Below are 23,028 nucleotides of genomic sequence, written 5' to 3' on the forward strand. Positions count from 1 at the left end.
AGGCCGCCAGAAAGGGCGGATGAGTATGCGCCCGCCCGTCGATCCTTCCGACATCCAGACCGCCGTACTCGAGACCGAGGCGGCGCGGATCACCGTCCTCTCGCTCGGGTGCGTAGTGCAGTCCTGGCAGGTGGCGGGTACCGAGATGGTGCTCGGATATGCCGACCCTGCCAATTATATCGAGAACCCGGTGGCCATGGGCATGGTGATCGGGCGCGTCGCGAACCGCATCTCGGACGGGCGGATGGTGGTGGATGGCACGACGTACGATCTGCCTCGGAACGGCGGCGCGCATCACATCCACGGAGGACCCGGAGGCTTTGGCTGGCGCAACTGGGGCATGGTCCAGGACGGCAACGAAGTCACCCTCACGTTGCGTTCCGAGGACGGCGACCAAGGCTACCCCGGCGCGTGCGACGCGCGAGTTGTGATGACCCTCACCGGCGCCACCCTCCGCTACGAGATTGCAGCGACCGTCGACCGCCCCTGCCCGCTCAACTTTGCGCAGCACCTCTATTTCAACCTGATGGGGGCGGGCGATGTGATGGACCACACCCTTCAGGTCCACGCCAGCCAGCACACGCCCAACCGCGCGGACCTCGTGCCCGAAGGCCATATCGCGCCGGTCGAGGGCACCCGCTACGACTTCCGCACTGCGCGCACGCTCTCGGACGCGGACCCTCAACGCGAAGGGACAGACGGCAACGTAATCCTCGACCCGCACCAAGGCCCTGCCGCGACTCTGACTGCACCAAACGGGAGAAAGCTCAAGCTCTGGACTGACCAGCCCGGCTTGCAGCTCTACACCTCCGTCACGCTGGGACCACACGGCACCCCGACCGGTGCGCCGCACCAGCCATTCGGTGCGCTCTGCCTTGAGGCGCAGGGGTATCCCGACGCGCTCACCCACGGCTTTCCGACGACGCTGCACGGACCGGACAAGCCCTACCGCCAAGTCACCGAGATTGAGATCACATGAGACGTCTTGCGCTCTGTTTCGCCCTGCTCGCCGCGCCCGCGTTTGCGGACACGCCCGTCATCAAGCTCGGCCAGGCGCTCTTTTTCGACCCGATCCTGTCCGGCTCCAAGACCGTCGCCTGCGCCACGTGCCACCACCCGGACCACGGCACCGGGGACGGGCTGTCGCTCGGCATCGGCGACGGCGGTATCGGCCTTGGCCCGAAACGCACGCTTGACGCGGCCAACATGCCCGAGCAGCGCATCCCCCGGAACGCGCCCGCGCTCTTCAACCTCGGCCAGCCCGAGTTCACCGTCATGTTCCACGATGGCAGGCTCGAGGCCGACGCCTACCGCCCCTCCGGCATCCGCACACCCCTCGGCGCAGATATGGAGGACGGGTTCGCCGGCGTCATCTCCGCCCAGTCGATGTTTCCCGTGCTCTCGGGCGACGAGATGGCCGGGCACTACGCCGAGAACGAGATTTCCAAGGCCGTCCGGCAGGGCCTCATCACTGGACCCGGCGGCGCCTGGGCTCTGCTTTCCGCAAGGTTAGAGACGATTCCGGCCTACCGCGCGCAGTTCGATGCCGCCTTTGGCCCCGGCCCGATCCACTTCACCCAAGTCTCCGACGCGCTCGCATCCTTCATGGAGTTCGAGTGGGAAAGCACGGACAGCCCCTACGACCGCTACCTCGCCGGAACGCCCCTGCCCGAAGCCGCCGAACGCGGGCGCGTCCTCTTCGAGGGCAAGGCGCAATGCAGCACCTGCCACGCCGGAAAATTCCAGACCGATCACAAGTTTCACGCCATCGCCATGCCGCAGCTGGGACCCGGCAAGGCTGCCCGGTTCGAGCGCCACGCCCGCGACACCGGACGCATGCGCGTGACGGGTGACCCGGCCGACGCCTACGCCTTCCGCACCCCCTCCTTGCGCAACGTGACGGCAACCGCGCCCTATGGCCACGCCGGCGCCTACGCGACGCTCGAGGCCGTGGTGCGCCACCACCTCGACCCCGTGGCGAGCCTCACCAGCTACGACCGAACTCAAGCCATCCTGCCCGACCTGCCAGGCGCCAACGACTGGCGCGTGCTCGACGACCCGGCTGAGCTTCAAGCCATTGCAGATGCGAACACGCTGGAGCCGATCTCTCTCACCGATTCCGAGGTCGAGGACATCCTCGCCTTCCTCGAGGCGCTCACCGATCCCGCTTCGATCAAGGGAAAGCTGGGGGTGCCGGTGTCTGTGCCGAGCGGGTTGGCTGTGCCGTAGGATGGGTGCTTGCACCCATCTACCTGTCCAGCGTCACCGTTTGTTGGACGGAGACCGTCTGCCAGTCTGAGGTCTCACCATCCGGCCAGACCACGCGCAGCTCAGCCTCCTGCACATCCCCAAGCCCGAAATGCGCCGGCCCCAAAGTGCCGCCCGCATGTCCTCCGCCCAGTGTCACCTCCCGCCGGATCACGGCGCCTGCGACCTTCACCTCGATCCAGGCACCGATCCCGAACACGTTGCCCGACCCCCCATCGCGCAGCGCGACCTTGAGCCACGCGCCATCCGCCCGACTCACGTTCTGCCAGACCTCCAAAGGCGCGCGGCGGTTCACCACCGCCACATCGAGCAGGCCGTCGCCGTTGAAATCCTCCAGCGCCGCGCCGCGACCGCGATGGAAAGAGGCAAGCCCAGCGCCCTCCGTCACGTCGTCCCACCGCATCGGAGCCGTCTGCACAAGCAAGGCGTTGGGATCCTCCATCGCCAGCCCCGGCATCTGGTCGACGTTGCCCTTGGCCACAAAGATGTCGTCGCGCCCGTCGTTCGTGACGTCGCCAAACGCCACATGCCAACCGGTCGAGGGGCGCCCGTCCCCGCCAAAGGCCGGGCGGTGCGTGGTGGTCCCCAGATCGAACGGCACATCGGCATAGGTCGGCAAATCAGGATCAACGCGCCGCTGCATCCGCTGATCTCCCATCGAGGTCAGATAGACCTCCTGCAGGCCGTCCCCGGTCATGTCGCGGGCGGCAATCCCCATCCCCCAAAGGCGGTGCCGCTGCCAGCCGTCCGCTTCGGTGAGCAGGCGCGGCACGTCGTCCAGCCGCCACATCTGCTCCTCGCCTTCGGAGACGTAATAGTGCCGGTCATTTGACACGCGCAGGTCGAGAACACCCGCGCCCCAGTCGGAGAACAGGATCGACAGCGGGCAGTATCCCGGCGCCAGCTCAGTCACGACATAACCGTCGCCCTCGGGGCGCATCAGGTGGTTGACGTCACACGCCTCGAACGGACCCTCGGGATCGCTGCGGTCCACGTAATTGCCAAAGGCCAGCGTCGGGCGCGTCTGACCCTGCTCCCACGTGGCGCTGAAGGCGGTGGTCCAACGATCGCCCAGGTCCGGGATCAGATCCGTCTCGGCAAAGGTGCAGTCCGGGCCGCCAAGAAATGCCTTGTTCGGGCCAGCGCGCAGCACGATCAGGTCGGAAAAGGTGTTGCCGTCGAGGTCCACGGGATACGCACCCGTCACCGAGGTCAGCGCAAGAAGATCGGGCGTTACCGCCTCGAAGTGCACCGCTTTCGCCGTGCTCACATTGGCAAAGAGCGTCGCGGGGTTTGCACCGCCAGCGGCATAAAGCTCGGGCAAACCGTCTTCGTTGCAGTCGAAGACCGCCAGGCCGCCGCCGACAAAATGCTCCCACCCGCCGCCGTAGACATGTTCCGGCATGGTCACGGGAACGAACCTCGGCTCGGCGCTTGCGGCGCCGGCCAGCAGGACAAGACACGCGCTACGCCACATGATCGGTCTCCGCCTTGAGCGTCAGGTCCAGCACACCGTCGAGCGCAAACGCGCCAGCGCCTTGCGCCCACATCAGGTCGTCCCAGGTGTGCCGGATCACCTTGGGCGGTGCGAGGTCCACTTCAACGATGGAGGCGCGGATGAGCTCGAGCATATCGTCAGACTGCAGATGCTCGGACTGCAGCTGCTCACCCGCCACGATGATCAGCTGCGGGTCGAATATGTTGACGATGTTGGCCAGACCCATCGCGAACATGCGCGTCGCACGGGTGAGGATCGAGCCGGCCATCTGGTCCCCGGACCGCGCGAGCGACAGGAGCGCGTCGATCGTCGGCACCCCGCGCCCGCCGTTGAGGATCTGCGCCTCCCGCATCAACGCGTAATCGGCGACGTAGGCTTCGAGGCAACCGCGCTGACCACAGCGGCAGAGCGCTCCGTCAAGCTGCACCTTGGTGTGACCGAACTCGGCGCCGCATCCGCGTGTGCCGCGGTAAAGGCGGTTGCCGAGGACGATGCCCATACCGACGCCTGCCTCGACCGTGACCACGACAAAGTTGGTGACCCCACGCCCGGCGCCAAAGTACTGCTCGGCCATGGCCACCAGGTTGGCGTCGTTGTCGAGGAAAACCGGCAGCGCCAGCGTGCGCGAGAGCAGGTCGCGAAACGCGACGTTGCGCCGGTCGAGCGAGGGCGACCAGTGGCAGAGCCCGGCCAGCGCGTCGATGAACCCGGCGATGCCGACGCCCACGCCGCTCAGCTGCGACAGGCGCACGCCGGCCTTGCCCGCCGCGGCCTCGACGGCCTGCCGCACGATCCAGCCCAGCGCATCGGGCGGACGCGACAGATCGGCGAGCGGGACCTTGTGATGGGCGCGCTGGGTGCCCTCGAAATCAAGCACCACGACCGAGACGGAGCGCCCGGCAATCTTGACCCCCGCGACCAGATGCGCATCGCCGCGCAGCTTGAGGTCGACACGCGGACGGCCCCGGCGCGTCGCCTTTCCCTCGCCCTCAGCGACCTCCTCGATCAGGCCCTGGCGCAGCATCTCGGCGGTGAGCGTCGTCACCGTCGCCTGGCTGATGCCCGACGCGCGCGCCAGATCGATCCGCGCGATCCGGCCCGCACGGCGGATGTGATCCAGAATCACCCGACGCGATCGGGTGCGCTGGTCCTGGCTCATCGGTGGTCCTCCCCCTCCCGTGCTAAATTAATTTAGCCGCCAAATCAAATATCAAGCCGCGTCAGCCCGCCGCAGGCCAAGATTTAATTTGCTTTACGAATTTAATCTGCTACCGCTAAGCTACTCGAGGGGCATCCGGTGTGATGTCCCCATCAAGGGAGGACATCATGAAGAAACACATCACTGCTCTGGCAGCAGCATTCACCATGTCCGCGGCCACGTTTGCCTATGCAGACGGCCACGGCGTGACGGTCGGCGTGAGCTGGTCGAACTTCCAGGAAGAGCGCTGGAAAACCGATGAAGCCGCGATCAAGGCAAAGCTGGACGAGCTTGGCGCCAACTATATCTCGGCAGACGCGCAAGCCTCGGCAGCCAAGCAATTGACCGACGTCGAAGCGCTCATCGCGCAAGGCGCGGACGCGCTTATCATCCTTGCAATGGACAAGGACGCGATCGGTCCCGCGGTCGATCAGGCCGACAACGAAGGCATCCCGGTCGTCGGCTATGACCGCCTGATCGAAGATGACCGCACGTTCTACCTGACATTCGACAACAAGGGCGTTGGCCGGATCATCGCCGAAACCGTGAAAGCGGCGCAGCCGGAAGGCAACTACGCGATCATCAAAGGCGACAAGGGCGACCCGAACGCGGGCTTCCTGCTCGAAGGCATGATGGAAGTCATCGGTGACGACGTTGCCGCGGGCAAGATCACCATCGTCGGCGAGGCGTTCTCGGACGGCTGGAAGCCGGACAACGCGCAAAAGAACATGGAGCAGATCCTGACCGCCAACAACAACAACGTTGACGCGGTTCTGTCCCAGAACGACGGCATGGCCGGTGGCGCGATCGCAGCCCTCGAAGCGCAAGGTCTGGCCATCCCGGTCGGCGGCCAGGACGGTGACCACGCCGCTCTGAACCGTGTGGCACGCGGCACGCAAACCGTGTCGGTCTGGAAGAACTCCAACGACCTGGGCGCGGCCGCAGCTGAAATCGCAGTTGCTCTGGCAGGCGGTGCCGCACTCGACAGCGTCGAAGGTGCGGTCAAGTGGTCCGGCGGTGAGAACGGCGTCGAGATGAACGCCATCTTCCTCGACCCGACGCCGATCACCAAGGACAACATCTCGGCCGTGATCGACGCAGGTCACATCGCCAAGGACAAAGTCTGCGAAGGCGCAATGGACGGTGTGGACGGCTGCTAAGCCCTCCACCAGACCTTTCGGCTCGGCGAAGTTCCTTCGCCGGGCCACCTCCACCCACGGGTGGATCACAGATTTTCCCACTCCATTTCTGACGCTGAGCGTGCCTCTCACTGGCCCGCACGGGTGTCGTGCATCCGGGTGATACGATGACGGACACAACCTCTTCCTCGACGCCAAAGGCGGGCTCGCGGGTCAAACGGTTCATGACAGCGACCGAGCTCGACAGCCGCCTTTTGGGAATGCTGGGCGCGATTGCGCTGATCTGGGTCGGCTTTCACCTTTATGGTGCGCTGGTCAACGGGTTCGGCGCCTTCCTGACACCGCGCAACCTGTGGAACCTCAGCGTGCAGACCTCTTCCATCGGGATCATGGCCTGCGGGATGGTTCTGGTCATCATCACCCGCCACATCGACCTTTCGGTTGGCTCCTTGCTCGGGTTCTGCGCTGTCGTGATGGGTACGCTGCAGGTCTGGGTGCTGCCGGACATTCTGGGCCTGGGCCATCCGATGATCTGGGTGATCGCCGTCATCGTCGGCTGCATCACCGGCACGATCATCGGCGCCTTCCACGGCTGGCTCGTCGCCTATCGCGGCATCCCCGCATTCATCGTGACGCTCGGCGGATTGCTCGTCTGGCGCGGCGCTGCCTTCCTGATCACCCGGGGCGAGACCATCTCTCCGGTCGATGAGACGTTCAAGCTTTTGGGCGGCGGACCCTTTGGTGCCGTCGGCAACCTCGGCAGCTGGCTCATCGGCATTGGTGTGTCGCTCATCGCGGTGACGCTTGTGGTCATGGGACGGAAGCAACGTCGAAAGCACGGTTTTGCCCTGCGTCCTGTCTGGGCTGATGCCTTCATCGCCGGGCTCTGCGTGGTCGCCGCCATCGGCGCAACGCTCCTCGTGAACGCCTACCCCTGGCCTCGCGGCATCGTCCGCCGTTACGCCGCTGCCGAAGGGATCGAAATTCCCGAGGGCGGGCTCTTTATCAGCCATGGCTTTGCCATCCCCCTCCTGATCCTCGGCGCCGTCGTCGTGGTCATGACCATTGTCATGCGCCGCACAAGGTTCGGGCGCTACGTCTACGCCATTGGCGGCAACCCCGAGGCGGCAGCCTTTGCCGGGATCAACACCAAGTGGATGACGGTCAAGATCTTTGCCCTCATGGGGTTCCTCTGCGGGCTCTCCGCCTGCGTCGCCTCCGCGCGGCTCGGCTCGGCCACCAACGCGCTTGGCACTCTTGACGAGCTTTACGTGATCGCCGCCGCCGTGATCGGAGGCACGTCCCTCGCGGGCGGGGTCGGCACAATCTACGGCGCGGTGCTTGGCGCATTCGTCATGCAATCGCTGCAGACGGGCATGGTGCTGATCGGCTTCGACGCCGCCGTGCAGCAAGTCGTCGTCGGCTCGGTGCTGGTGCTCGCGGTCTACCTCGACAACCTCTACCGCAACGCAGCCAAATAAGGAGACGAGACCATGAGCACACCACTTGTCGAACTCAAGGACATCTCCATCGCCTTTGGCGGGATCAAGGCGGTCGACCAGGTGTCGGTCGATCTGCACCCGGGCGAAGTCGTCGGCCTCCTCGGTCACAACGGCGCCGGCAAATCCACGCTGATCAAGTGCCTCTCGGGCGCCTATCAGATGGACTCGGGCGAGATACGGATCAACGGCGAAAAGGCAACGATCAACAACCCCCGCGACGCGCGCAAATACAACATCGAGACGATCTATCAGACGCTCGCGCTGGCCGATAACCTCGACGCGGCGTCCAACCTCTTCCTCGGGCGGGAGCTGGTGAACGGCCTCGGCATGGTCGACGACGACGCGATGGAGGCGGAAACGCGCAAGATCATGGCGCGGCTCAACCCGAACTTCAAAAAGTTCGCTGAGCCGGTGTCAGCCCTCTCGGGCGGTCAACGCCAGTCGGTGGCCATTGCCCGCGCCGTCTACTTCAACGCGCGCATCCTGATCATGGACGAACCAACCGCCGCACTGGGTCCACACGAGACGCAGATGGTGTCCGAACTGATCCAGCAGCTCAAGGCCGAGGGGATCGGCATCTTCCTGATCAGCCACGACATCCACGACGTGATGGACCTTTGCGACCGCGCTTCGGTGATGAAGAACGGCCAGCTTGTCGGCACGGTCGACGTCAAGGAGGTCACTGACGACGACCTGCTTGGCATGATTATCCTCGGCAAACACCCGCACCAGCAGGGCTAAAGCGGGCGGCCTTAAATCTGATACATGAGAAACAGAAGTTCACGCGCCGTCCCGCGGGGTGGCGCAATCGCGCCGCCCGTTTTGCCGGAGGCAAACCTTCGGTTTGACGGGGGCGGGTCATGCCGGAGGCATGCCTTTGGCATGACGCGGCCTGACGTAAACGTCAGGCGGGCGCTTTGATTAAAGCCAGCGTGTGTCAGGTTTAAGGTGGGCTGCTTTAGGCGCCTCTTGAACCCGGGCGTCACCTTGCGTCAGATGCTTTGCAAACGGAGGAGCTGCCATGCGTGACGCCCTGAACCTCGCCGCCTTCCCCCTCGATGCGCCCGGGACGGACGCCTATGCCGCGCTCGTGCAGCGCTGTAAACGAGAGATGGCGTCAGGCGGCATGTTCAATCTCGATGCGTTTGTGCACGCAGGCGCCGCGCAAGCCGAAGCCGACCGACACAAGCCCAAGATGGCGGCCGAAAGCTTCAACCACGCGCGCACGCACAACGTTTACTTCAAGAAAGAGGTGCCCGGCCTCGCCCCCGATCACCCCGCGTTGCAGCTCTTCGAGACGTCAAACAATACGCTCTGCGCCGACCAGATCAAAGGCTCGCTCGTCGATCAAATCTACCGCTGGCCGCCTCTGACCCGCTTTCTGGCGGAGGTGATGGACAAGCTCGCGCTCTACCCGATGGATGACCCGCTCGCCGCCTTCAACGTGATGCAATATGCCGAAGGGCAGGCGCTCAACTGGCACTTCGACCGGTCCGAATTCACCGTGACGTTGCTTCTGCAAGCCCCCTCCGCCGGTGGCGCGTTCGAGTACCGCACGGACCTGCGCACTCCGGAGGACGCCAACTACGATGGCGTCGCCCGGCTGCTGCAAGGGAAAGACCCGGCGATGCGGTCGATGTCCGTGGTCCCCGGCACACTTAACGTCTTCAAAGGGGTCAACACACCTCACCGCGTGACGCCCGTGCAAGGCGACCGCCCGCGCATGATCGCTGTGCTCACCTACTACGAAGAGCCCGGCGCCATGTTCACCCGCGAAGAGCAGCTCGGCTTCTACGGACGCACCACCTACGCGTAAAAAGGGCGCGCGAGCCTCGCCCACGCGCCTCCATCATCTGCCTTGGATCAGCTTGCCGCTGCCACAGCCCGTGCCGTCAGAACCTTCACCAGATGCGCGCGATACGCCTTGGACCCGTGCAGGTCGGCAATCATCCCATCCGCTGACGGCGCGTCCGGCACCGCGCTTGCATCGAAGTTCGACGACAGCGCCGCCTCCGCCTCGGACCAGCGGAAGACACCGTCCTCCGACGCGCCCGTCACCGCAACGCGCACTCCATCCGCATACTTGGCGACAAACACCCCGACGAGCGCGAACCGCGATGCGGGCTGGACAAACTTCTGATAATTCGCCTTTTCCGGCACCGGAAACCGCACTTCGGTGATGATCTCACCCTCGTCGAGCGCAGTCGCGAACATGCCCTGAAAGTAATCGTCCGCCGCAATCTCACGCGTGTTCGTCACAATCGTCGCGCCCGAGCCCAGCGCCGCCGACGGATAACAGGCCGACGGATCGTTGTTGGCCAGCGACCCGCCAATCGTCCCGCGGTTGCGCACCGCCGGATCACCGATATGCGAGGCCATCGCCGCCAGCGCCGGATACGCACCTGCACCCGCCGCAACCTCGGCGTGCGTCGTCGCACCGCCAATGCAGAGCGCGCCGTCGTCACCCGTACAAATGCCCTGCATCTCGGAAATGCCCGACAGGCTCACCAACGTCGCGGGCGACGCCAAACGCTGCTTCATCGTCGGAAGCAAAGTCTGCCCTCCGCCCAACGCCTGCGCCTCGTCGCCTTTGAGCGCCGCCACCGCATCCGCGACCGAACCCGGCTTCACAAAGTCAAAGTTGTACATCTCATCCTCCCGGCCAGTCTCTTCTTCTGGCCCAAAATATCCCGGGGAGCGCGAGGGGCTGGCCCCTCGCACCTGTCCTCAAAACCTACTGCATCGCGGCCCAAACGCGATCCGGCGACAACGGCATGTCGATGTGCATGACACCTGTCTTGCCCCCCGAATGCAGCGCGTCGATCACAGCGTTTACGACCGCCGGCGGCGAGCCAATCGCGCCGGCCTCACCGCAACCCTTCACCCCAAGCGGGTTGTGCGTGCAGGGCGTCTGGCAGGAATGATCGACGTCATAGAACGGCACATCATCCGCCCGCGGCATCGCGTAATCCATATAAGACGCACTGAGCAGCTGCCCGGTCTCGTCGTACGCACAGTTCTCGAGCAACGCCTGCCCGATCCCCTGCGCCAGACCGCCGTGCACCTGACCTGACACGATCATCGGGTTGATCACGTTGCCAAAGTCATCCGCCGCCGCAAAGCGCTCGATGGTGACCTTGCCCGTGTCCGGGTCGACCTCCACTTCGCAGGCATAGGCACCCGACGGATAGGTAAAGTTGGCCGGATCGTAGAACGCCGTCTCCTCGAGCCCCGGCTCGATGTCCTCGAGCGGATAGTTGTGCGGCACATAGGCCGCCAGACAGACGTCGCCCCAAGCCACGGACTTGTCCGTGCCAGCGACGCTGAACGCCCCGTCCTTCAGCTCGATATCCGCCTCCGAGGCTTCCATCAGGTGCGCTGCGATCTTCTTGGTCTTGTTGATGATCTTCTCCGCGGCCCGCACCATGGCAGAGCCTCCGACCGCGATGGACCGCGACCCGTAGGTCCCCATCCCCATCGGCACCTTGTCGGTGTCGCCGTGCACGATCTCGACCATATTTTCGTCGATCCCAATCATCTCGGCAATCACCTGCGGGAAGGTCGTCTCGTGCCCCTGCCCGTGGCTGTGCGAGCCGGTCATCACGACCAGACCGCCCGTCGCATTGACCCGCACCGTTGCGCTCTCGTAGAGCCCCGCGCGCGCACCCAGCTGACCTACCAGGTTCGACGGCGCAATCCCGCACGCCTCGATGTAGCAGTTCACGCCCAGCCCGCGCCACTTGCCACGTGCCTCACTCTCCTTGCGCCGCGCCTCGAACCCGCTGAGATCGCCGATCTCCTCGAGCTTCTGCATCGTCGCTTCGTAGTCGCCCGTGTCGTACTCGACGGCGACCGGCGTGGCGTAGGGGAACTGATCCGGCTGGATAAAGTTCTGGCGCCGCAGCGCAATCGGATCGACACCCAGCTCGCGCGCCGCCTTGTCGATCACCCGCTCCAGCTGGAACGTCGCCTCGGGGCGCCCCGCACCGCGGTAGGCATCCACCGGCACCGTGTTCGTAAACACCGCCTTGACGTTCACATAAATGATCGGAGTGCGGTAGTTGCCCGCCATCAGCGTGCCGTGCAGCCAGGTCGGCACCGACGGTGCAAACGTGCTGAGATACGCGCCCATGTTGGCGTAGGTCTCGGTACGGATCGCGGTAAAGTTGTTGTCCGCATCCAGCGCCAGCTCGATCTTGGTCACGTGATCGCGGCCATGCGCGTCCGAGATGAACGCCTCCGACCGGCTCGCCGTCCACTTGACCGGACGGTTGCACGCCTTGGCGGCAAAGGTGCAGAACGCCTCCTCGGCATAGTGAAAGATCTTGGTGCCAAACCCGCCACCCACGTCAGGCGCAACGACCCGCAGCTTGTGCTCGGGAATGCCCAGCACAAACGCGCCCATCAGCAGGCGGATCACATGCGGGTTCTGGCTGGTGGTGTAGAGCGTCGAATCGTCCGTCGCGCGGTTGTAATCGCCCACGGCCACACGCGGCTCCATCGGGTTCGCGACAAGGCGGTTGTTCACCAGCTCCAGCGTCGTGACATGCGCGGCGTCCTTGATCGCCTGATCGACGGCGTCGCGGTTCTCCTCGACGAAGCCCCAATCGTAACACAGGTTGCTCGTCAGGTCGTCGTGCACCTTGGTGGCCCCATCCTCGAGCGCCGCCTTCATGTCCACGACCGCCGGCAGCTCGGTCATGTCGACCTCGATCGCCTCGGCCGCATCCCGCGCCTGTTCGGGCGTCTCGGCGACAACGGCAGCGATCGGATCACCCACATGCCGCGCCTTGCCCTGGCACAGGATCGGGTGCGCCGGCTCCTGCATCGCCTCGCCGTGCCGGTCGGTCACCTGCCAGCCGCACGGCAGCCCGCCAACGCCCTCAAAGTCGGCACCCGTAAAGATGCGCACGACACCCGGCATCCCGGCGGCGGCACTGGTGTCGATGCTGTTGATCGCCCCGTGCGCCATGTCCGAGCGCAGGAAATGCACATACGCCTGACCGTTCACGTTGATGTCGTCCGTGTAATTCCCGGCACCGGTCAAAAACCGGACGTCCTCCCGGCGCTTCGGCGCCGCGCCAATTCCATGATCCTTCGGCATACTAAAGTCCTCCCCGTTGGCTTGCCGCAACCGCCTCGTCGAGCGCCGCGATCTCTATCTTGTTCATCTTCATCATCGCAGCCTGCGCCGCCTCCGCATGCGGCCCGGCCTGAAGTTCCAAAAGGCGGCGCGGAACGATCTGCCAGCTGACGCCAAAGCGATCCGTCAGCCACCCGCACATCGACGGCTCACCACCGGCGATCAGCGCCTCCCAAAGGCGATCCGTCTCCGCCTGATCCTCCGTCAGGACCGAGATTGACGCCGCCGGGCTCAGCGTGTGATGCGGCCCGGCTTGCAGGAACTGGTAGGGCGCACCGCCCAGCACCAGCTCCACCACGGCAACGCCGCCGCCCATGTCGGTCGAGGCCACAACCTCGCTCCCCGGCAAAAGCGACACGTAAAACCGTGCCGCTTCCTCCGCGTCCTGGTGAAACCACAGACACGTCCGCACTTTGGGTGGATCGGTCAACATCGGCATCGGCACATCCCGCGCCCGCGTTGAGCCATTCCACACCCGAACCCCCACACCTTCTTCTGGCAAGAAATATCCCGGGGGGTCCGGGGGGCTGGCCCCCCGGCGGGTCGCCGCTACTCGGCAGCGATCGCCGTGACGTCCTGACCAGATGCAGCCATGATCGCCTTGACGATGTTGTGGTACCCCGTGCACCGGCAGATGTTGCCCTCGAGATACTCCCGGATCTCCTGCTCGGAGGGGCTGGGGTTCTCTTCCAAAAGCGCCGCCGCAGACATCACCATGCCGGGCGTGCAGAACCCGCACTGAAGCCCGTGGTGATCCTGGAACGCCTGCTGCACGGTGTTGAGCGTGCCGTCGGGCGCAGCCATCCCCTCGATCGTGGTGACCTCGGCGCCGTCCGCCTCGGCCGCGAGCATCGTGCAGGCTTTCACGGCCTTGCCGTTCACATGCACCACGCAGGCGCCGCACTGCGAGGTGTCGCAGCCCACGTGGGTGCCGGTCAGGCCCAGGTCCTCGCGCAGGAACTGCACCAGCAGCGTGCGGCCCTCGACCGAGCCGGTCGCAGCCTTGCCGTTCACCGTCATTGAAACGTCAGTCATGTCTTCTCCTCCCTGGAGCCCTTTGCGGCCCTTGGTTCAGTCGTTCAGCCGGCGTCTTTCCTGCGGAACCATCCCTTCTTCGGGGTGTCTTCCGCCTCGGCTGTGTCCTCTTCCGGCGCAGGTCCCTCGACCGCGGCCTGGAAATTCTCAAAGAACTGGTCCGCCATCTTGCGCGCGAACCCGTCGATGATGCGGCTGCCGAGCTGGGCGAGCTTGCCGCCGACCTTAGCCTCCACGTCGTAATCAAGCTGCGTGCCCTCCGGCACATCTGTCAAGCGCACGTCCGCGCCACCCTTGGCAAAACCCGCAGCTCCGCCCTTGCCTGCGCCAGTCAGTCGCAGGCTTTCGGGCGGTGTGCGGTCCTCCAAGGTCACGTTGCCTTTGAACGTCGCCTTCACCGGGCCGACCTTTTGCACCACGGTGGCCTCAAAGCCATCATCGGCGTTGCCGGACATCTCGGTGCAGCCCGGCACGCAGGCTTTCAGAACCTCTGGATCGAGAAGCGCCGCCCAGACCGTGTCGCGATCTGCGGCAATCACCTTGCTGCCCGACATCTCCATGCTGCGCGCGCTCCTTCCCAAGCTCCGAGACTCGGAGCCTAGGCCAAGAAACCGCGGCAAGGCCAGAAAAACGTGCGAGAAAATGCGGAAGGATTTTCCCGGGCGCCCGCATAATCTTCGTCAGAAGATTATGCGCCCCCGCTCAGATCACGCGACTTGATGCGCAATCGCACACTGCTTCCACAGCGTCTTGAGCGCCGCCACCAGCCGCTCGATATCGCCATCACTGTGCAGCGGACCCGGCGTGAACCGCAGCCGCTCGGTGCCTTTCGGCACGGTCGGGTAATTGATCGGCTGCACATAGATCCCGTAGTCCTGCATCAGGATATCGCTGATCTGGCGGCATTTGACCGGGTCCTTGATCATCACCGGAATGATGTGGGACGGGTTCTCCAGATGCGGGATGCCCTCGCGGTCCAGCGCCGCCCGCAGCTTGGCGACTTGCGCACGCTGCTGATGCCGCTCTGTGCTCGACGCCTTGAGGTGCCGGATCGAGGTCGTCGCCCCCGCCGCCACCGCAGGCGGAAGTGCCGTCGTAAAGATGAAGCCCGACGCAAAGGACCGGACAAAGTCACAGAGCGCCTCGGATCCGGTGATGTACCCGCCGACCACACCAAAAGCCTTGCCCAAAGTGCCTTCGATCAGGGTGATGCGATCCTGCAGGCCCTCGCGCTCGGAAATGCCGCCGCCTCGTGCGCCATAGAGGCCCACCGCGTGCACCTCATCAAGGTAGGTCAGAGCGCCGTGTTTTTCCGCGACCTCGACGATCTCCTGCATCGGGCAGATGTCGCCATCCATCGAGTAGACCGACTCGAACGCCACGATCTTGGTCGCGTTCGACGGCAGGGCCGACAGTTTGCGATCGAGGTCTTCGGGATCGTTGTGCTTCCAGATCTGCTTGGCGCAGCGGGCGTGGCGGATGCCTTCGATCATCGAGGCGTGGTTCAGCTCGTCCGACAGGATCACCGCGTCCGGCAGGCGCGATCCAAGCGTCGAGAGCGCCGCCCAATTCGACACATAGCCCGAGGTAAAGAGCAGCGCGCTTTCCTTGGCGTGCAGATCGGCAAGCTCCGCCTCCAGCTCCTTGTGATAGACGTTGGTGCCCGAGATGTTGCGCGTCCCGCCAGCGCCTGCGCCGCAAAGGTCGATGACCTCCTTCATCCGGGCGCGCACCTCGGCGTTCTGTCCCATGCCGAGGTAGTCGTTCGAGCACCAGACCGTGACTTCGTCCGGCGCGTCGTCGTCGTGGCTCTTGGCGCGGGGGAACGTCCCGCAGCGGCGCTCCAGCTCCGCAAAGATGCGGTAATTGCCCTCTTCCTTGAGCGCGTCGAGTTGTTCGGTGAACAGACCGTCAAAGTCCATCTGCCATCTCCCTTGTCGTCTTTGGGGTCTTAGGCGCGGGCAGCATCCAACGCCAGAGTTTTGCATCCGGCAATGGCAGCACCATCAGCCAGTGTTCGAGAAGCGCAAGCGCGGTGATCGCCGCCAAAAGCGCGAATCCGGTGATCTCGCCGGGCGCGGACACGGCGTAGAGCCGTTCGAGCCAGCAGGCGACCGCAAAGCTGAGCGCGGTGATTGAGATCGGGAAAATCCAGTTGAGCGGCGCGAGGCGGAAATGGCTTTTGAGGTGCTGGAGCTTGGCCGGCAGGAACTCAGTATTGATACGCGGCACGCCAGCATAAAGATTCAGCTTGGCCGAGATGCGCGCAAAATAGAGCACCACGAACGTCCAGAGACCAAACGCATTCTCCGCACCCCAGCCCGCCCAGAGCACCGCGATCAAGGCCGCCGTCAGCAGGATCTCGTGATAGGCGAGCGTCCCCCAGGCACGGATGAACCGCTCCCATTCTGGAATGTCTTCGGGGCAGTCGCTTGTGTTCGGGCCAGTGATCTCCCCGGTGAGGAAGGCCATCTCGATCCAGCCCCATACGGCCAGCGCCGACAGGAATGCCCAGACGGCGCCCATGGGCGTGACATCGTGAAAGGTGTAGATCAGGCCCCAGACGCCCAGCGCGAGGATCGGCAGCGAGGCAACGGTGACAAACGCACCTCTGCCGTGTCGGTCTGCAAGACGCACGGCAAAGAGGATCGCCCCGGTGGAAAACCACCAGGCAAAGAGCGCGAACGCCGCTGCGATCCAGGGACTGGTCACCGCGCGCCTCCCTCACGAGGCGCGCCACGAAGGGCGCGATGAGGGGCCATCAGTACACCGGCTCCAACCGCACGTTGTCGGGTGCTTTGTGCTTGTGCGCGGGGATCGTCAGAAGCGACAGGAAGGCTGCGCCAGCCCGGGCCTGAGCAACAATTTTCGACACAAAATTGTTCGCGTTCGCCAGATCGACATTTGCCTTTTGCAGGCGCACCAGGCCCCTTTGCCAACGCGGATGCTCGATATCGAGCGTGATGGGGAAGATCTGCTCGGAGAGCTTCGACGTCTTGGTGTAGACCTCGTGCGCGTACCAGTCGGGGTCGACGCCCAGCGCCTTGTGGAACGCGGGCCGCTGGTGGTCGCGCACGTACATGGTGGCATAGACAGCGGTCAGGAAGAACTTGATCCAGTAGACGTTCACGCCGGAGGTCAGCTTGGGGTCCGTCTTCATCAGCAGGGCGAACGCCTCGCCGTGGCGGAACTCGTCCCCGCACCACTCCTCGAACCATTTGAAGATCGGGTGGAAGCGATGCTCCGGATTCGCCTGCAAGTGGCGGAAGATCGTGATGTAGCGCGCGTATCCAATTTTTTCGCTGAGGTAGGTCGCGTAATAGATGAACTTGGGGCGGAAGTACGTGTACTTCTTCTTCTGCGTCAGAAAGCCCAGGTTCACCGCCACACCCGCCTCACGCAGGGCATCGTTGATGAACCCGGCGTGCCGCGCCTCGTCGCGCGCCATCAGTTGAAAGAGCTGGACGATGTCGCCGTTCTTGCCGCGCCGCTTCATCTCCTTGTAGAGGACGCAGCCCGAGAATTCGGCGGTGCAGGAGCTGATGAGGAAGTCGATGAACTCCTTCTTCAGCTGCGGCTCCATCCCGTCCCAGTCGATCTGGTCCCAGTCCTCGTTCTTCTTGAAGTGGCCCTTGTTGGGGTCCGCCTCCATCTCGTCGATGAGATCGTCCCACTCCTTGCGGACAGAGCTCACGTCGATGGCGTCCATCTCGTCGAAATCGGTGGTGTAGAACCGCGGCGTCAGCAGGGTGTTCTGCATCGCCACGTCGGTGGCAAAGGCGCTGTCGTATTTCGCCTGCGCCTCCTGGATGGCGAGGCCCTCCTCGACGGTGGTCGCGTCGGCGGTGTGTTTGGCGGTTGGGTTCTGGATGTTCACAGGTTCACCTCCTCGGAGAAGGAAAATTCGCACAGCTCCATGACCTCGAGGTCACCGGTTAGGCGCGTCCATTGGCGTTCAAGCCAGGAGGCACGCACGATGGTGGCCTTGCGCTGTTCGATCACGATCTCGCCGAAGGGCGCCATGATCTCTCCACCGTGGACCTGCACCTCGTCACCGGGGTTCACGACCGAGCCGTCGTCGAAGCGCACGTGAGCGTGCAGGCTTTCGAACTTGTGACTGACTTCGACCGTGCAGGGCACGTTCTTTTCCAATTCTCGGGTCAGCAATCCCATCGTGTGGGTCCCTTTCTATTGCGCCAGAAGCCGGGCGAAGGCTCTGGCATTGTCGGCGCCGAACCCCATGAGGTCGGCGCTCCATCCGGTGGACGGGTCGTTGATCGACAGCCGTCCGTTCTCGTGCCGGGCGACTTGCACCGGCGCATTCAGCGGCACGCGCGCCTTGGTGCGCTCACGCTCGATCACGCGGGCAACGCCGGCGATGAAACCGCCCTGGTCCTCACCCAGATGCGCAACGGCCTCTCCCATCGGGTTGAGGACGATGATCTGGCCCGACTGGTCGGCGCGCAGGACAAAGTCGCGGCTTTCCACCACTTCCGAGACGGGCGGGGTCGCGGAGAGCGGCTGGTCGGTGAGCCGGGCAAAGCCCGCAATCGCAAGCGCGCCAAGCATCAGGGCCACCATCATCTTGCCCATGAAGGGCGGGATCATGGTCGGGTGTTGGTGCGGGCGGGGGTGTGTCTGATCGCTCATCGTCACTTACTCCGCCGGCACTGCTGCGTCGGGGAGGCGCACCTCGGGGGTCGAAATGCGCGCCTGCGCGGCCTCGCCGATGAGACCCGCGATCCGTGCGGCATCGGGGATGCAGCGGAGGGTCGGCTGGGTCTTCTTCATCTTCCACGGACGGACGTGCGGCCACAGCATCAGGTAGCTGAACCGCGTCTCCCCGAGCGTGTCGAAACTGATCGAGCCGATTCCGGACTTGCGCAGACGCAAATCCGCCGAACCGATCTGACGGTAGGGCAGGTTGAGCGTGATCGTCAGCGCCGCGCCCACGCGCATCGCCACGCGCCGGTTGGTCACGGTGTAAACAGTCGCCCAAGCCTGCACGGCGGCGATCACCACGAGCAGCGCCACCACGATCAGGCCAAGGATGAGGAACGGCGTCGAGACGGCAATTGCCCGATCCATCGGCATCAGGTCGACCGCCGCCCCAAACCGCCAGAGCGCAAGCACGATGAAATACCCGATGACCCAAGGCAGGCTGAGGCTCTCCCAGGCCAACGCCCACCAGTTGGGTCTTCCCTGCCAGAGGATCTTCTCCCCCTCTGGCGGAAGTTCGGGCAAACCAGGAACGGGTTCTTGGTCGAAATCGTCGTGCATGCGTTTGGCTCCCCTTAACGTGGCTCCGAGCTGGCGAGGCTCAGAGCAGCGGCTCCTGCCGCGCTTCGCTCGCATAAAGGTAGCCGCCGGCGTAGTAGGCGCTGATCTTGTCCTCTTCGAGCTTGGTCACCTGCGTCTCCGACGCGGTGGTCGGGATGCCGGCAAAGTTGTGGGCGTAGAGCGACTTGACGAAGACCTTGCCCATCCAGATGCGCGCCAGCGTGATCGGGACGATCCGGCTGCCACCTCCGTGCTCGGCGCTGAGCGTGTACTCGAGGTAGCGCACCAGCTGTTCGGGCTCGTCAACCCACATGTCGGTGACGGTGCCGACTTCGACCTTGTCGCCCGAGATGACCGGCATGCCGCGCGGGTCAAAGCCCGCGGCGTGCACGAACTCGGTCGTGCGCATCGGGATGATCTTGGGGTGGCCCTTCCAGTCGAGCTCCGGGATGTCCTCGCGCGGCGCCCAGGAAGCCGGACCCACGCCATCCGCCATCGGGTCCCCCGTCGGCTCGAGCGGGTAGCCGTTGCCCGGACCCACGCGCTTGAGCGCGATGTCAGCCCGCTCGGGCGTCTGCCCGGACGGCACCGACTTGGGACCGCGCCCGTTCGGCAGGATGAACGTCTTGTCCTCCGGCACCGGGAAGGGGCCCTGGTTGGCCGCCTCGTTCCCGTCGTCGTCGGTCATCGGGTAGCCTTCACGCATGTTCTCGCGCTGGATGTAGAAGATCAGCAGCGCGAAGAAGCCGTAGAAGAGCCACAGCGTCAGGCTTGCCAGATCGAAATTGCCAAAGAACGGTTCCACCATGGGAGGTCTCCTTTGCGGTCCTTAGGTCGGGAATTCAGCCAGCCCTAGACGGGTCTGGCGGGAGTTGAGGGTTCGGGTCCCGGTCCGCACGAGCGGGCCAAGAATGATGAGCGTCACGAACAGCAGCGCGATCTCGGTGTGGTAGACGGCGGAATATCCCGTCGCCGGCGTGTTGAGCGCCTCGCCCCAGCGGCCTGACGTGGCAGCGGCGCCGACGATGTCGCGCACGCCCCCGCCCAGCGCGATGGAAAGCCCGGCAGCAGTCGCCTGCGCAGCGCCCCAGGCGCCCAGCGCCAGCCCGCGCCCGGCCAGCCCTTCGGCAGGGAGGGACATGGCAGCCATGAGCGTGGCAACGGCAAAGTACCCCCCGCCAAAGCCAATGAGCACGGCACCTGCCAAGAAGAGCCCGGTTGAGTTCAAAGGCGCGGCAAAGATCACGAGCGAGAACGCCGCCAGCCCGGCAACAAGGCCAAAGCCCGCCATGCGGAAGGGATTGCCGCCGCTCGCCAGCCTTTTCCCGGCCAATGCAAAGCCTGCCAGCGCACCTCCCGCCCAGAGCGCGGTCAGCCAAGTTGTCTGCGACACCGACAGGCCAAGGATCTCGCCCCCATAAGGCTCCAAGAGCACGTCCTGCATGTTGAAGGCCATGGTCCCGGCAAAGACGACCGCGAGCAGTCGCCCGGCGGTCCCGCCGTTCGCGTAATCCTTCCAGGCGTCCGCAAACCTGGCACGAGGCGCTGCGCGCTCCGCCTTGGTCATGGGCCTCACCTGCTCCTGCTTCCAGAGCGCGATCAGGTTGAGCATGATCCCGAAGAGCGCCGCGCCCTGCACGACGCGCACCAGCCGCTCCTGGCTGAAGTCCTGCAGCAGGTACCCGATCACCAACGACGCCGCGCCCATGCCGAGCAGGAACATCACGTAAAGGAGCGCCACCACCCGCGGCCGCGTCTCCTCATCCGCGCGGTCGGCGGCAAGCGCCAGCCCGGCGGTCTGCGTCATGTGGAGGCCAAGCCCTGTCATCAGGAAAGCCAGTGCTGCCAGCACTTCGCCCGCCCAAGTCGGACCCAGCGTCTGGTCACCCGACAGCACTATTAGCGCAAATGGCATCACCGCCAGCCCGCCCATCTGCCAGAGCGAGCCGAACCACAGGTACGGCACGCGCTTCCAGCCGATGGCGGAGCGGTAGGTGTCCGACTTGAACCCCAGCAAGGCGCGGAAGGGCGCGATCAGCACCGGCAGCGCGATCATCAGCGCAACGATCAGCGCCGGCACGCTCAGCTCGACGATCATCACCCGGTTGAGCGTACCGAGCAGCATCACCGTCGCCATCCCCACCGACACTTGGAACAGCGACAGCCGAAGGAGCTGGCGCAGCGGCAGCCCCTCGCTCGCCGCATCCGCAAAGGGCAGCGCGCGCAGCGTGAGCCGCGTCAGGGGATGCGGCGCTTTGGCCGTCATGCGCTCAGCTCCATCGCCTGAGAGATGTAGAAACCCCGGCTCACCCGCGTGACCGGGCGCAGCATCCGGCGCACTCCGATCTCGCGGCACGCCTTGGCCAGCCCCGTATGCGTATGCGGCACCATCGTCGGTGACCGGTCCCCGCGCGGGAAGAGCTTGCCCGCCCGCCACATCAGCATCAGCAGCGGCGTGCGCGGCGCGACAGTAAAAGCAATCGTGCCGGAGGTCCGAAACTCCAGCTCGTGCAGCGCCCGCGCGATATCCTTGGCATCGTAGTAAATCAGGCTGTCCATCGCGACGACGTGGTCGAAATAACCCAGATCAGCGCTCAGCATGTCGCCGGCGTGGTACTGCACGTTGTGGCGGTACATCCGCGGCAGGCGCGTCTGCGCGATCCCGATCAGCGAGGGGGAAATGTCGACCCCGACAACCTCCGCGCCGCGCCGCGCCAACTCGACCGAGAGCACGCCCGGACCGCAACCTGCATCCAGCACGCGCTGTCCGCTCAGGTCCGCAGGCAGCCGCGACAGCAGCATCATCCGCATCTCGTCCCGCCCGGCGCGCACCGTCTGGCGGATGCGCGAGACCGGCGCGTCGGACGTGAGCTTGTCCCAGGTGTCCGTTGCGGTGTCGTCGAAATAGCGCTCCACCCGCGCACGCGTGCGTGCGTAGTCCGAGCGCGCCTCGGGGCGCTCGGCAAGGTCCCGGTTCAGGACCTCCAGATGCGGGCGGGCGCCGTCAGCCATCAGTCAAATCCCAACAGCTCGAATATCTCGCGATCCGGCAGCGGCGCGGGCGCCAAAGGCTCCGTCCCGTTCCAAAGCGTCTCCGCCATGCGGATGTACTCGGCGCGCGCAAGGATGATGTCGTCCTCGTCCGGCATCTCAAAGAGCGTCTTCTTCTTGAGGCGCGAGCGGCGGATCGCATCGAAATCCGGCATATGCGCAATGCGCTTGAAGCCCACGACGTCGCAGAACTTGTCGACCTCGTCCGTGGCTTTGGACCGGTTCGCGACACAGCCGGCGAGCCGCACCTTGTAGTTCGACGACTTGGCCTGCACCGCCGCAATGATCCGGTTCATCGCGTAGATGCTGTCAAAATCGTTGGCCGTCACGATGAGCGCCCGATCCGCGTGCTGCAAAGGCGCAGCGAACCCGCCGCAGACCACGTCACCCAGCACGTCAAAGATCACCACGTCGGTGTCTTCCAACATGTGGTGCTGCTTCAAGAGTTTAACCGTCTGGCCCACGACATAGCCACCGCAACCTGTGCCCGCAGGCGGGCCTCCCGCCTCCACGCACTGCACGCCGCCCCACCCTTCGGTGACAAAATCCTCGGGACGCAGCTCTTCGGGGTGGAAATCCACCTCCTTGAGGATGTCGATCACCGTCGGCTGCAGCTGCCCCGTCAGGGTAAAGGTACTGTCGTGCTTGGGGTCACAGCCGATCTGCAGCACCCGCTTGCCCATCTTGGCAAACGCCGCCGACAGGTTCGACGACGTCGTCGACTTGCCGATCCCGCCCTTGCCGTACACGGAAAAGACCTTGGCCCCTTCGATCTTCATCGAAGAATCCTGATGCACCTGCACCGAGCCTTCACCATCCTGCCCCCGCAGCACCGGGGGATTGCGATCCAATGGGCTCATACGCCCCTCCTCTCCGAAAGACGCAAGGTCCTTCTTCTGGCTAAAAATATCCCG

23 protein-coding genes are annotated in these 23,028 nt (G+C 64.8%); 6 read left to right on the forward strand and 17 right to left on the reverse strand.

Features of this window, described 5'->3' with window-relative positions; translation table 11 throughout:
- Positions 1-19: 19 nt before the first annotated feature.
- Together ACU0B3_RS06710 and ACU0B3_RS06715 are read left to right on the forward strand one after the other, a co-directional pair.
- Positions 20-979 carry an aldose epimerase family protein gene (locus tag ACU0B3_RS06710; protein ID WP_446260051.1) on the forward strand — a complete coding sequence of 320 codons (960 nt, stop codon included), beginning with the start codon at positions 20-22 and terminating at the stop codon, positions 977-979.
- Positions 976-2,229 carry a cytochrome-c peroxidase gene (locus ACU0B3_RS06715; protein ID WP_446260052.1) on the forward strand — a complete coding sequence of 418 codons (1,254 nt, stop codon included), beginning with the start codon at positions 976-978 and terminating at the stop codon, positions 2,227-2,229. The genes ACU0B3_RS06710 and ACU0B3_RS06715 overlap by 4 nt, the downstream gene beginning before the upstream one ends.
- 19 nt (positions 2,230-2,248) lie before the next feature.
- On the opposite strand, the gene ACU0B3_RS06720 is transcribed toward ACU0B3_RS06715, so the two are convergent.
- Both ACU0B3_RS06720 and ACU0B3_RS06725 read right to left on the reverse strand, forming a co-directional pair.
- Positions 2,249-3,745 (reverse strand): CRTAC1 family protein, encoded by a 1,497-nt coding sequence (locus ACU0B3_RS06720; protein WP_446260053.1) that lies wholly within the window; start codon positions 3,743-3,745, stop codon positions 2,249-2,251.
- Positions 3,735-4,925: an ROK family protein gene (locus ACU0B3_RS06725; protein ID WP_446260054.1), complete on the reverse strand. Its 1,191-nt coding sequence runs from the start codon at positions 4,923-4,925 to the stop codon at positions 3,735-3,737. Before ACU0B3_RS06725 ends, ACU0B3_RS06720 begins: the two co-directional genes overlap by 11 nt.
- A gap of 167 nt (positions 4,926-5,092) precedes the next feature.
- Between ACU0B3_RS06725 and ACU0B3_RS06730 the strand changes: the two genes are divergently transcribed.
- The 4 genes from ACU0B3_RS06730 to ACU0B3_RS06745 all read left to right on the forward strand — a co-directional run bounded on the left by ACU0B3_RS06730 (position 5,093) and on the right by ACU0B3_RS06745 (position 9,421).
- Positions 5,093-6,124, forward strand: a complete 1,032-nt coding sequence (locus ACU0B3_RS06730; protein WP_446260055.1) for a substrate-binding domain-containing protein — start codon at positions 5,093-5,095, stop codon at positions 6,122-6,124.
- A 146-nt stretch (positions 6,125-6,270) separates the two neighbouring features.
- The gene (locus ACU0B3_RS06735; protein WP_446260056.1) at positions 6,271-7,584 is read left to right on the forward strand and encodes a sugar ABC transporter permease; all 1,314 of its coding nucleotides are present in this window, start codon (positions 6,271-6,273) and stop codon (positions 7,582-7,584) included.
- 12 nt (positions 7,585-7,596) lie between these two features.
- Entirely contained in the window at positions 7,597-8,346 is a 750-nt protein-coding gene (locus ACU0B3_RS06740) for an ATP-binding cassette domain-containing protein (protein ID WP_446260057.1), read from the forward strand.
- 280 nt (positions 8,347-8,626) lie between these two features.
- Positions 8,627-9,421: a HalD/BesD family halogenase gene (locus ACU0B3_RS06745; protein WP_446260058.1), complete on the forward strand. Its 795-nt coding sequence runs from the start codon at positions 8,627-8,629 to the stop codon at positions 9,419-9,421.
- 47 nt (positions 9,422-9,468) lie between these two features.
- Here ACU0B3_RS06745 and ACU0B3_RS06750 read toward each other — a convergent pair whose 3' ends face one another.
- From ACU0B3_RS06750 to bchL, 15 genes are all read right to left on the reverse strand, one after another.
- Positions 9,469-10,254 carry an FAD binding domain-containing protein gene (locus ACU0B3_RS06750; RefSeq protein WP_446260059.1) on the reverse strand — a complete coding sequence of 262 codons (786 nt, stop codon included), beginning with the start codon at positions 10,252-10,254 and terminating at the stop codon, positions 9,469-9,471.
- 85 nt (positions 10,255-10,339) lie between these two features.
- Entirely contained in the window at positions 10,340-12,709 is a 2,370-nt protein-coding gene (locus ACU0B3_RS06755) for a xanthine dehydrogenase family protein molybdopterin-binding subunit (protein WP_446260060.1), read from the reverse strand.
- 1 nt (position 12,710) lies between these two features.
- Complete coding sequence (locus ACU0B3_RS06760) at positions 12,711-13,187, reverse strand: VOC family protein (RefSeq protein ID WP_446260061.1); 477 nt, start codon at positions 13,185-13,187, stop codon at positions 12,711-12,713.
- A gap of 110 nt (positions 13,188-13,297) precedes the next feature.
- Positions 13,298-13,783: a (2Fe-2S)-binding protein gene (locus ACU0B3_RS06765; protein WP_446260062.1), complete on the reverse strand. Its 486-nt coding sequence runs from the start codon at positions 13,781-13,783 to the stop codon at positions 13,298-13,300.
- A gap of 44 nt (positions 13,784-13,827) precedes the next feature.
- Positions 13,828-14,343, reverse strand: coding sequence for a CoxG family protein (locus tag ACU0B3_RS06770; RefSeq protein WP_446260063.1), 516 nt, complete (start codon positions 14,341-14,343; stop codon positions 13,828-13,830).
- 147 nt (positions 14,344-14,490) lie between these two features.
- Complete coding sequence (hemA, locus tag ACU0B3_RS06775) at positions 14,491-15,705, reverse strand: 5-aminolevulinate synthase (protein ID WP_446260064.1); 1,215 nt, start codon at positions 15,703-15,705, stop codon at positions 14,491-14,493.
- The gene (gene puhE / locus ACU0B3_RS06780) at positions 15,695-16,495 is read right to left on the reverse strand and encodes a putative photosynthetic complex assembly protein PuhE (RefSeq protein WP_446260065.1); all 801 of its coding nucleotides are present in this window, start codon (positions 16,493-16,495) and stop codon (positions 15,695-15,697) included. Before puhE ends, hemA begins: the two co-directional genes overlap by 11 nt.
- Positions 16,496-16,544: 49 nt before the next feature.
- Positions 16,545-17,660 (reverse strand): magnesium-protoporphyrin IX monomethyl ester (oxidative) cyclase, encoded by a 1,116-nt coding sequence (gene acsF, locus ACU0B3_RS06785; RefSeq protein ID WP_446260066.1) that lies wholly within the window; start codon positions 17,658-17,660, stop codon positions 16,545-16,547.
- A complete protein-coding gene (locus tag ACU0B3_RS06790; protein WP_446260067.1) occupies positions 17,657-17,956 on the reverse strand; it encodes a hypothetical protein in 300 nt (99 codons plus the stop codon). The genes acsF and ACU0B3_RS06790 overlap by 4 nt, the downstream gene beginning before the upstream one ends.
- Before the next feature lie 15 nt (positions 17,957-17,971).
- Positions 17,972-18,433: a photosynthetic complex assembly protein PuhC gene (puhC, locus tag ACU0B3_RS06795; RefSeq protein ID WP_446260068.1), complete on the reverse strand. Its 462-nt coding sequence runs from the start codon at positions 18,431-18,433 to the stop codon at positions 17,972-17,974.
- 6 nt (positions 18,434-18,439) lie between these two features.
- Positions 18,440-19,063: a photosynthetic complex putative assembly protein PuhB gene (puhB, locus tag ACU0B3_RS06800; protein WP_446260069.1), complete on the reverse strand. Its 624-nt coding sequence runs from the start codon at positions 19,061-19,063 to the stop codon at positions 18,440-18,442.
- Positions 19,064-19,103: 40 nt separating this feature from the next.
- The gene (gene puhA, locus ACU0B3_RS06805; RefSeq protein ID WP_446260070.1) at positions 19,104-19,871 is read right to left on the reverse strand and encodes a photosynthetic reaction center subunit H; all 768 of its coding nucleotides are present in this window, start codon (positions 19,869-19,871) and stop codon (positions 19,104-19,106) included.
- A 21-nt stretch (positions 19,872-19,892) separates the two neighbouring features.
- A complete protein-coding gene (locus ACU0B3_RS06810; protein ID WP_446260071.1) occupies positions 19,893-21,329 on the reverse strand; it encodes a PucC family protein in 1,437 nt (478 codons plus the stop codon).
- Positions 21,326-22,075, reverse strand: coding sequence for a magnesium protoporphyrin IX methyltransferase (gene bchM / locus ACU0B3_RS06815; protein WP_446260072.1), 750 nt, complete (start codon positions 22,073-22,075; stop codon positions 21,326-21,328). Before bchM ends, ACU0B3_RS06810 begins: the two co-directional genes overlap by 4 nt.
- Positions 22,075-22,974 carry a ferredoxin:protochlorophyllide reductase (ATP-dependent) iron-sulfur ATP-binding protein gene (gene bchL / locus ACU0B3_RS06820; protein WP_446260073.1) on the reverse strand — a complete coding sequence of 300 codons (900 nt, stop codon included), beginning with the start codon at positions 22,972-22,974 and terminating at the stop codon, positions 22,075-22,077. The genes bchM and bchL overlap by 1 nt, the downstream gene beginning before the upstream one ends.
- Positions 22,975-23,028 lie beyond the last annotated feature (54 nt).

It is taken from the genome of Pseudaestuariivita sp. (assembly GCF_052825805.1).

Bases quoted from the DNA above. Each gene is read 5' to 3' on its own strand.
- ACU0B3_RS06710 (WP_446260051.1), top strand. From the start codon at position 20: ATGAGTATGCGCCCGCCCGTCGATCCTTCCGACATCCAGACCGCCGTA.
- ACU0B3_RS06715 (WP_446260052.1), top strand. From the start codon at position 976: ATGAGACGTCTTGCGCTCTGTTTCGCCCTGCTCGCCGCGCCCGCGTTT.
- ACU0B3_RS06720 (WP_446260053.1), bottom strand. From the start codon at position 3,745: ATGTGGCGTAGCGCGTGTCTTGTCCTGCTGGCCGGCGCCGCAAGCGCC.
- ACU0B3_RS06725 (WP_446260054.1), bottom strand. From the start codon at position 4,925: ATGAGCCAGGACCAGCGCACCCGATCGCGTCGGGTGATTCTGGATCAC.
- ACU0B3_RS06730 (WP_446260055.1), top strand. From the start codon at position 5,093: ATGAAGAAACACATCACTGCTCTGGCAGCAGCATTCACCATGTCCGCG.
- ACU0B3_RS06735 (WP_446260056.1), top strand. From the start codon at position 6,271: ATGACGGACACAACCTCTTCCTCGACGCCAAAGGCGGGCTCGCGGGTC.
- ACU0B3_RS06740 (WP_446260057.1), top strand. From the start codon at position 7,597: ATGAGCACACCACTTGTCGAACTCAAGGACATCTCCATCGCCTTTGGC.
- ACU0B3_RS06745 (WP_446260058.1), top strand. From the start codon at position 8,627: ATGCGTGACGCCCTGAACCTCGCCGCCTTCCCCCTCGATGCGCCCGGG.
- ACU0B3_RS06750 (WP_446260059.1), bottom strand. From the start codon at position 10,254: ATGTACAACTTTGACTTTGTGAAGCCGGGTTCGGTCGCGGATGCGGTG.
- ACU0B3_RS06755 (WP_446260060.1), bottom strand. From the start codon at position 12,709: ATGCCGAAGGATCATGGAATTGGCGCGGCGCCGAAGCGCCGGGAGGAC.
- ACU0B3_RS06760 (WP_446260061.1), bottom strand. From the start codon at position 13,187: ATGCCGATGTTGACCGATCCACCCAAAGTGCGGACGTGTCTGTGGTTT.
- ACU0B3_RS06765 (WP_446260062.1), bottom strand. From the start codon at position 13,783: ATGACTGACGTTTCAATGACGGTGAACGGCAAGGCTGCGACCGGCTCG.
- ACU0B3_RS06770 (WP_446260063.1), bottom strand. From the start codon at position 14,343: ATGGAGATGTCGGGCAGCAAGGTGATTGCCGCAGATCGCGACACGGTC.
- hemA (WP_446260064.1), bottom strand. From the start codon at position 15,705: ATGGACTTTGACGGTCTGTTCACCGAACAACTCGACGCGCTCAAGGAA.
- ACU0B3_RS06790 (WP_446260067.1), bottom strand. From the start codon at position 17,956: ATGGGATTGCTGACCCGAGAATTGGAAAAGAACGTGCCCTGCACGGTC.
- puhC (WP_446260068.1), bottom strand. From the start codon at position 18,433: ATGAGCGATCAGACACACCCCCGCCCGCACCAACACCCGACCATGATC.
- puhB (WP_446260069.1), bottom strand. From the start codon at position 19,063: ATGCACGACGATTTCGACCAAGAACCCGTTCCTGGTTTGCCCGAACTT.
- puhA (WP_446260070.1), bottom strand. From the start codon at position 19,871: ATGGTGGAACCGTTCTTTGGCAATTTCGATCTGGCAAGCCTGACGCTG.
- ACU0B3_RS06810 (WP_446260071.1), bottom strand. From the start codon at position 21,329: ATGACGGCCAAAGCGCCGCATCCCCTGACGCGGCTCACGCTGCGCGCG.
- bchM (WP_446260072.1), bottom strand. From the start codon at position 22,075: ATGGCTGACGGCGCCCGCCCGCATCTGGAGGTCCTGAACCGGGACCTT.
- bchL (WP_446260073.1), bottom strand. From the start codon at position 22,974: ATGAGCCCATTGGATCGCAATCCCCCGGTGCTGCGGGGGCAGGATGGT.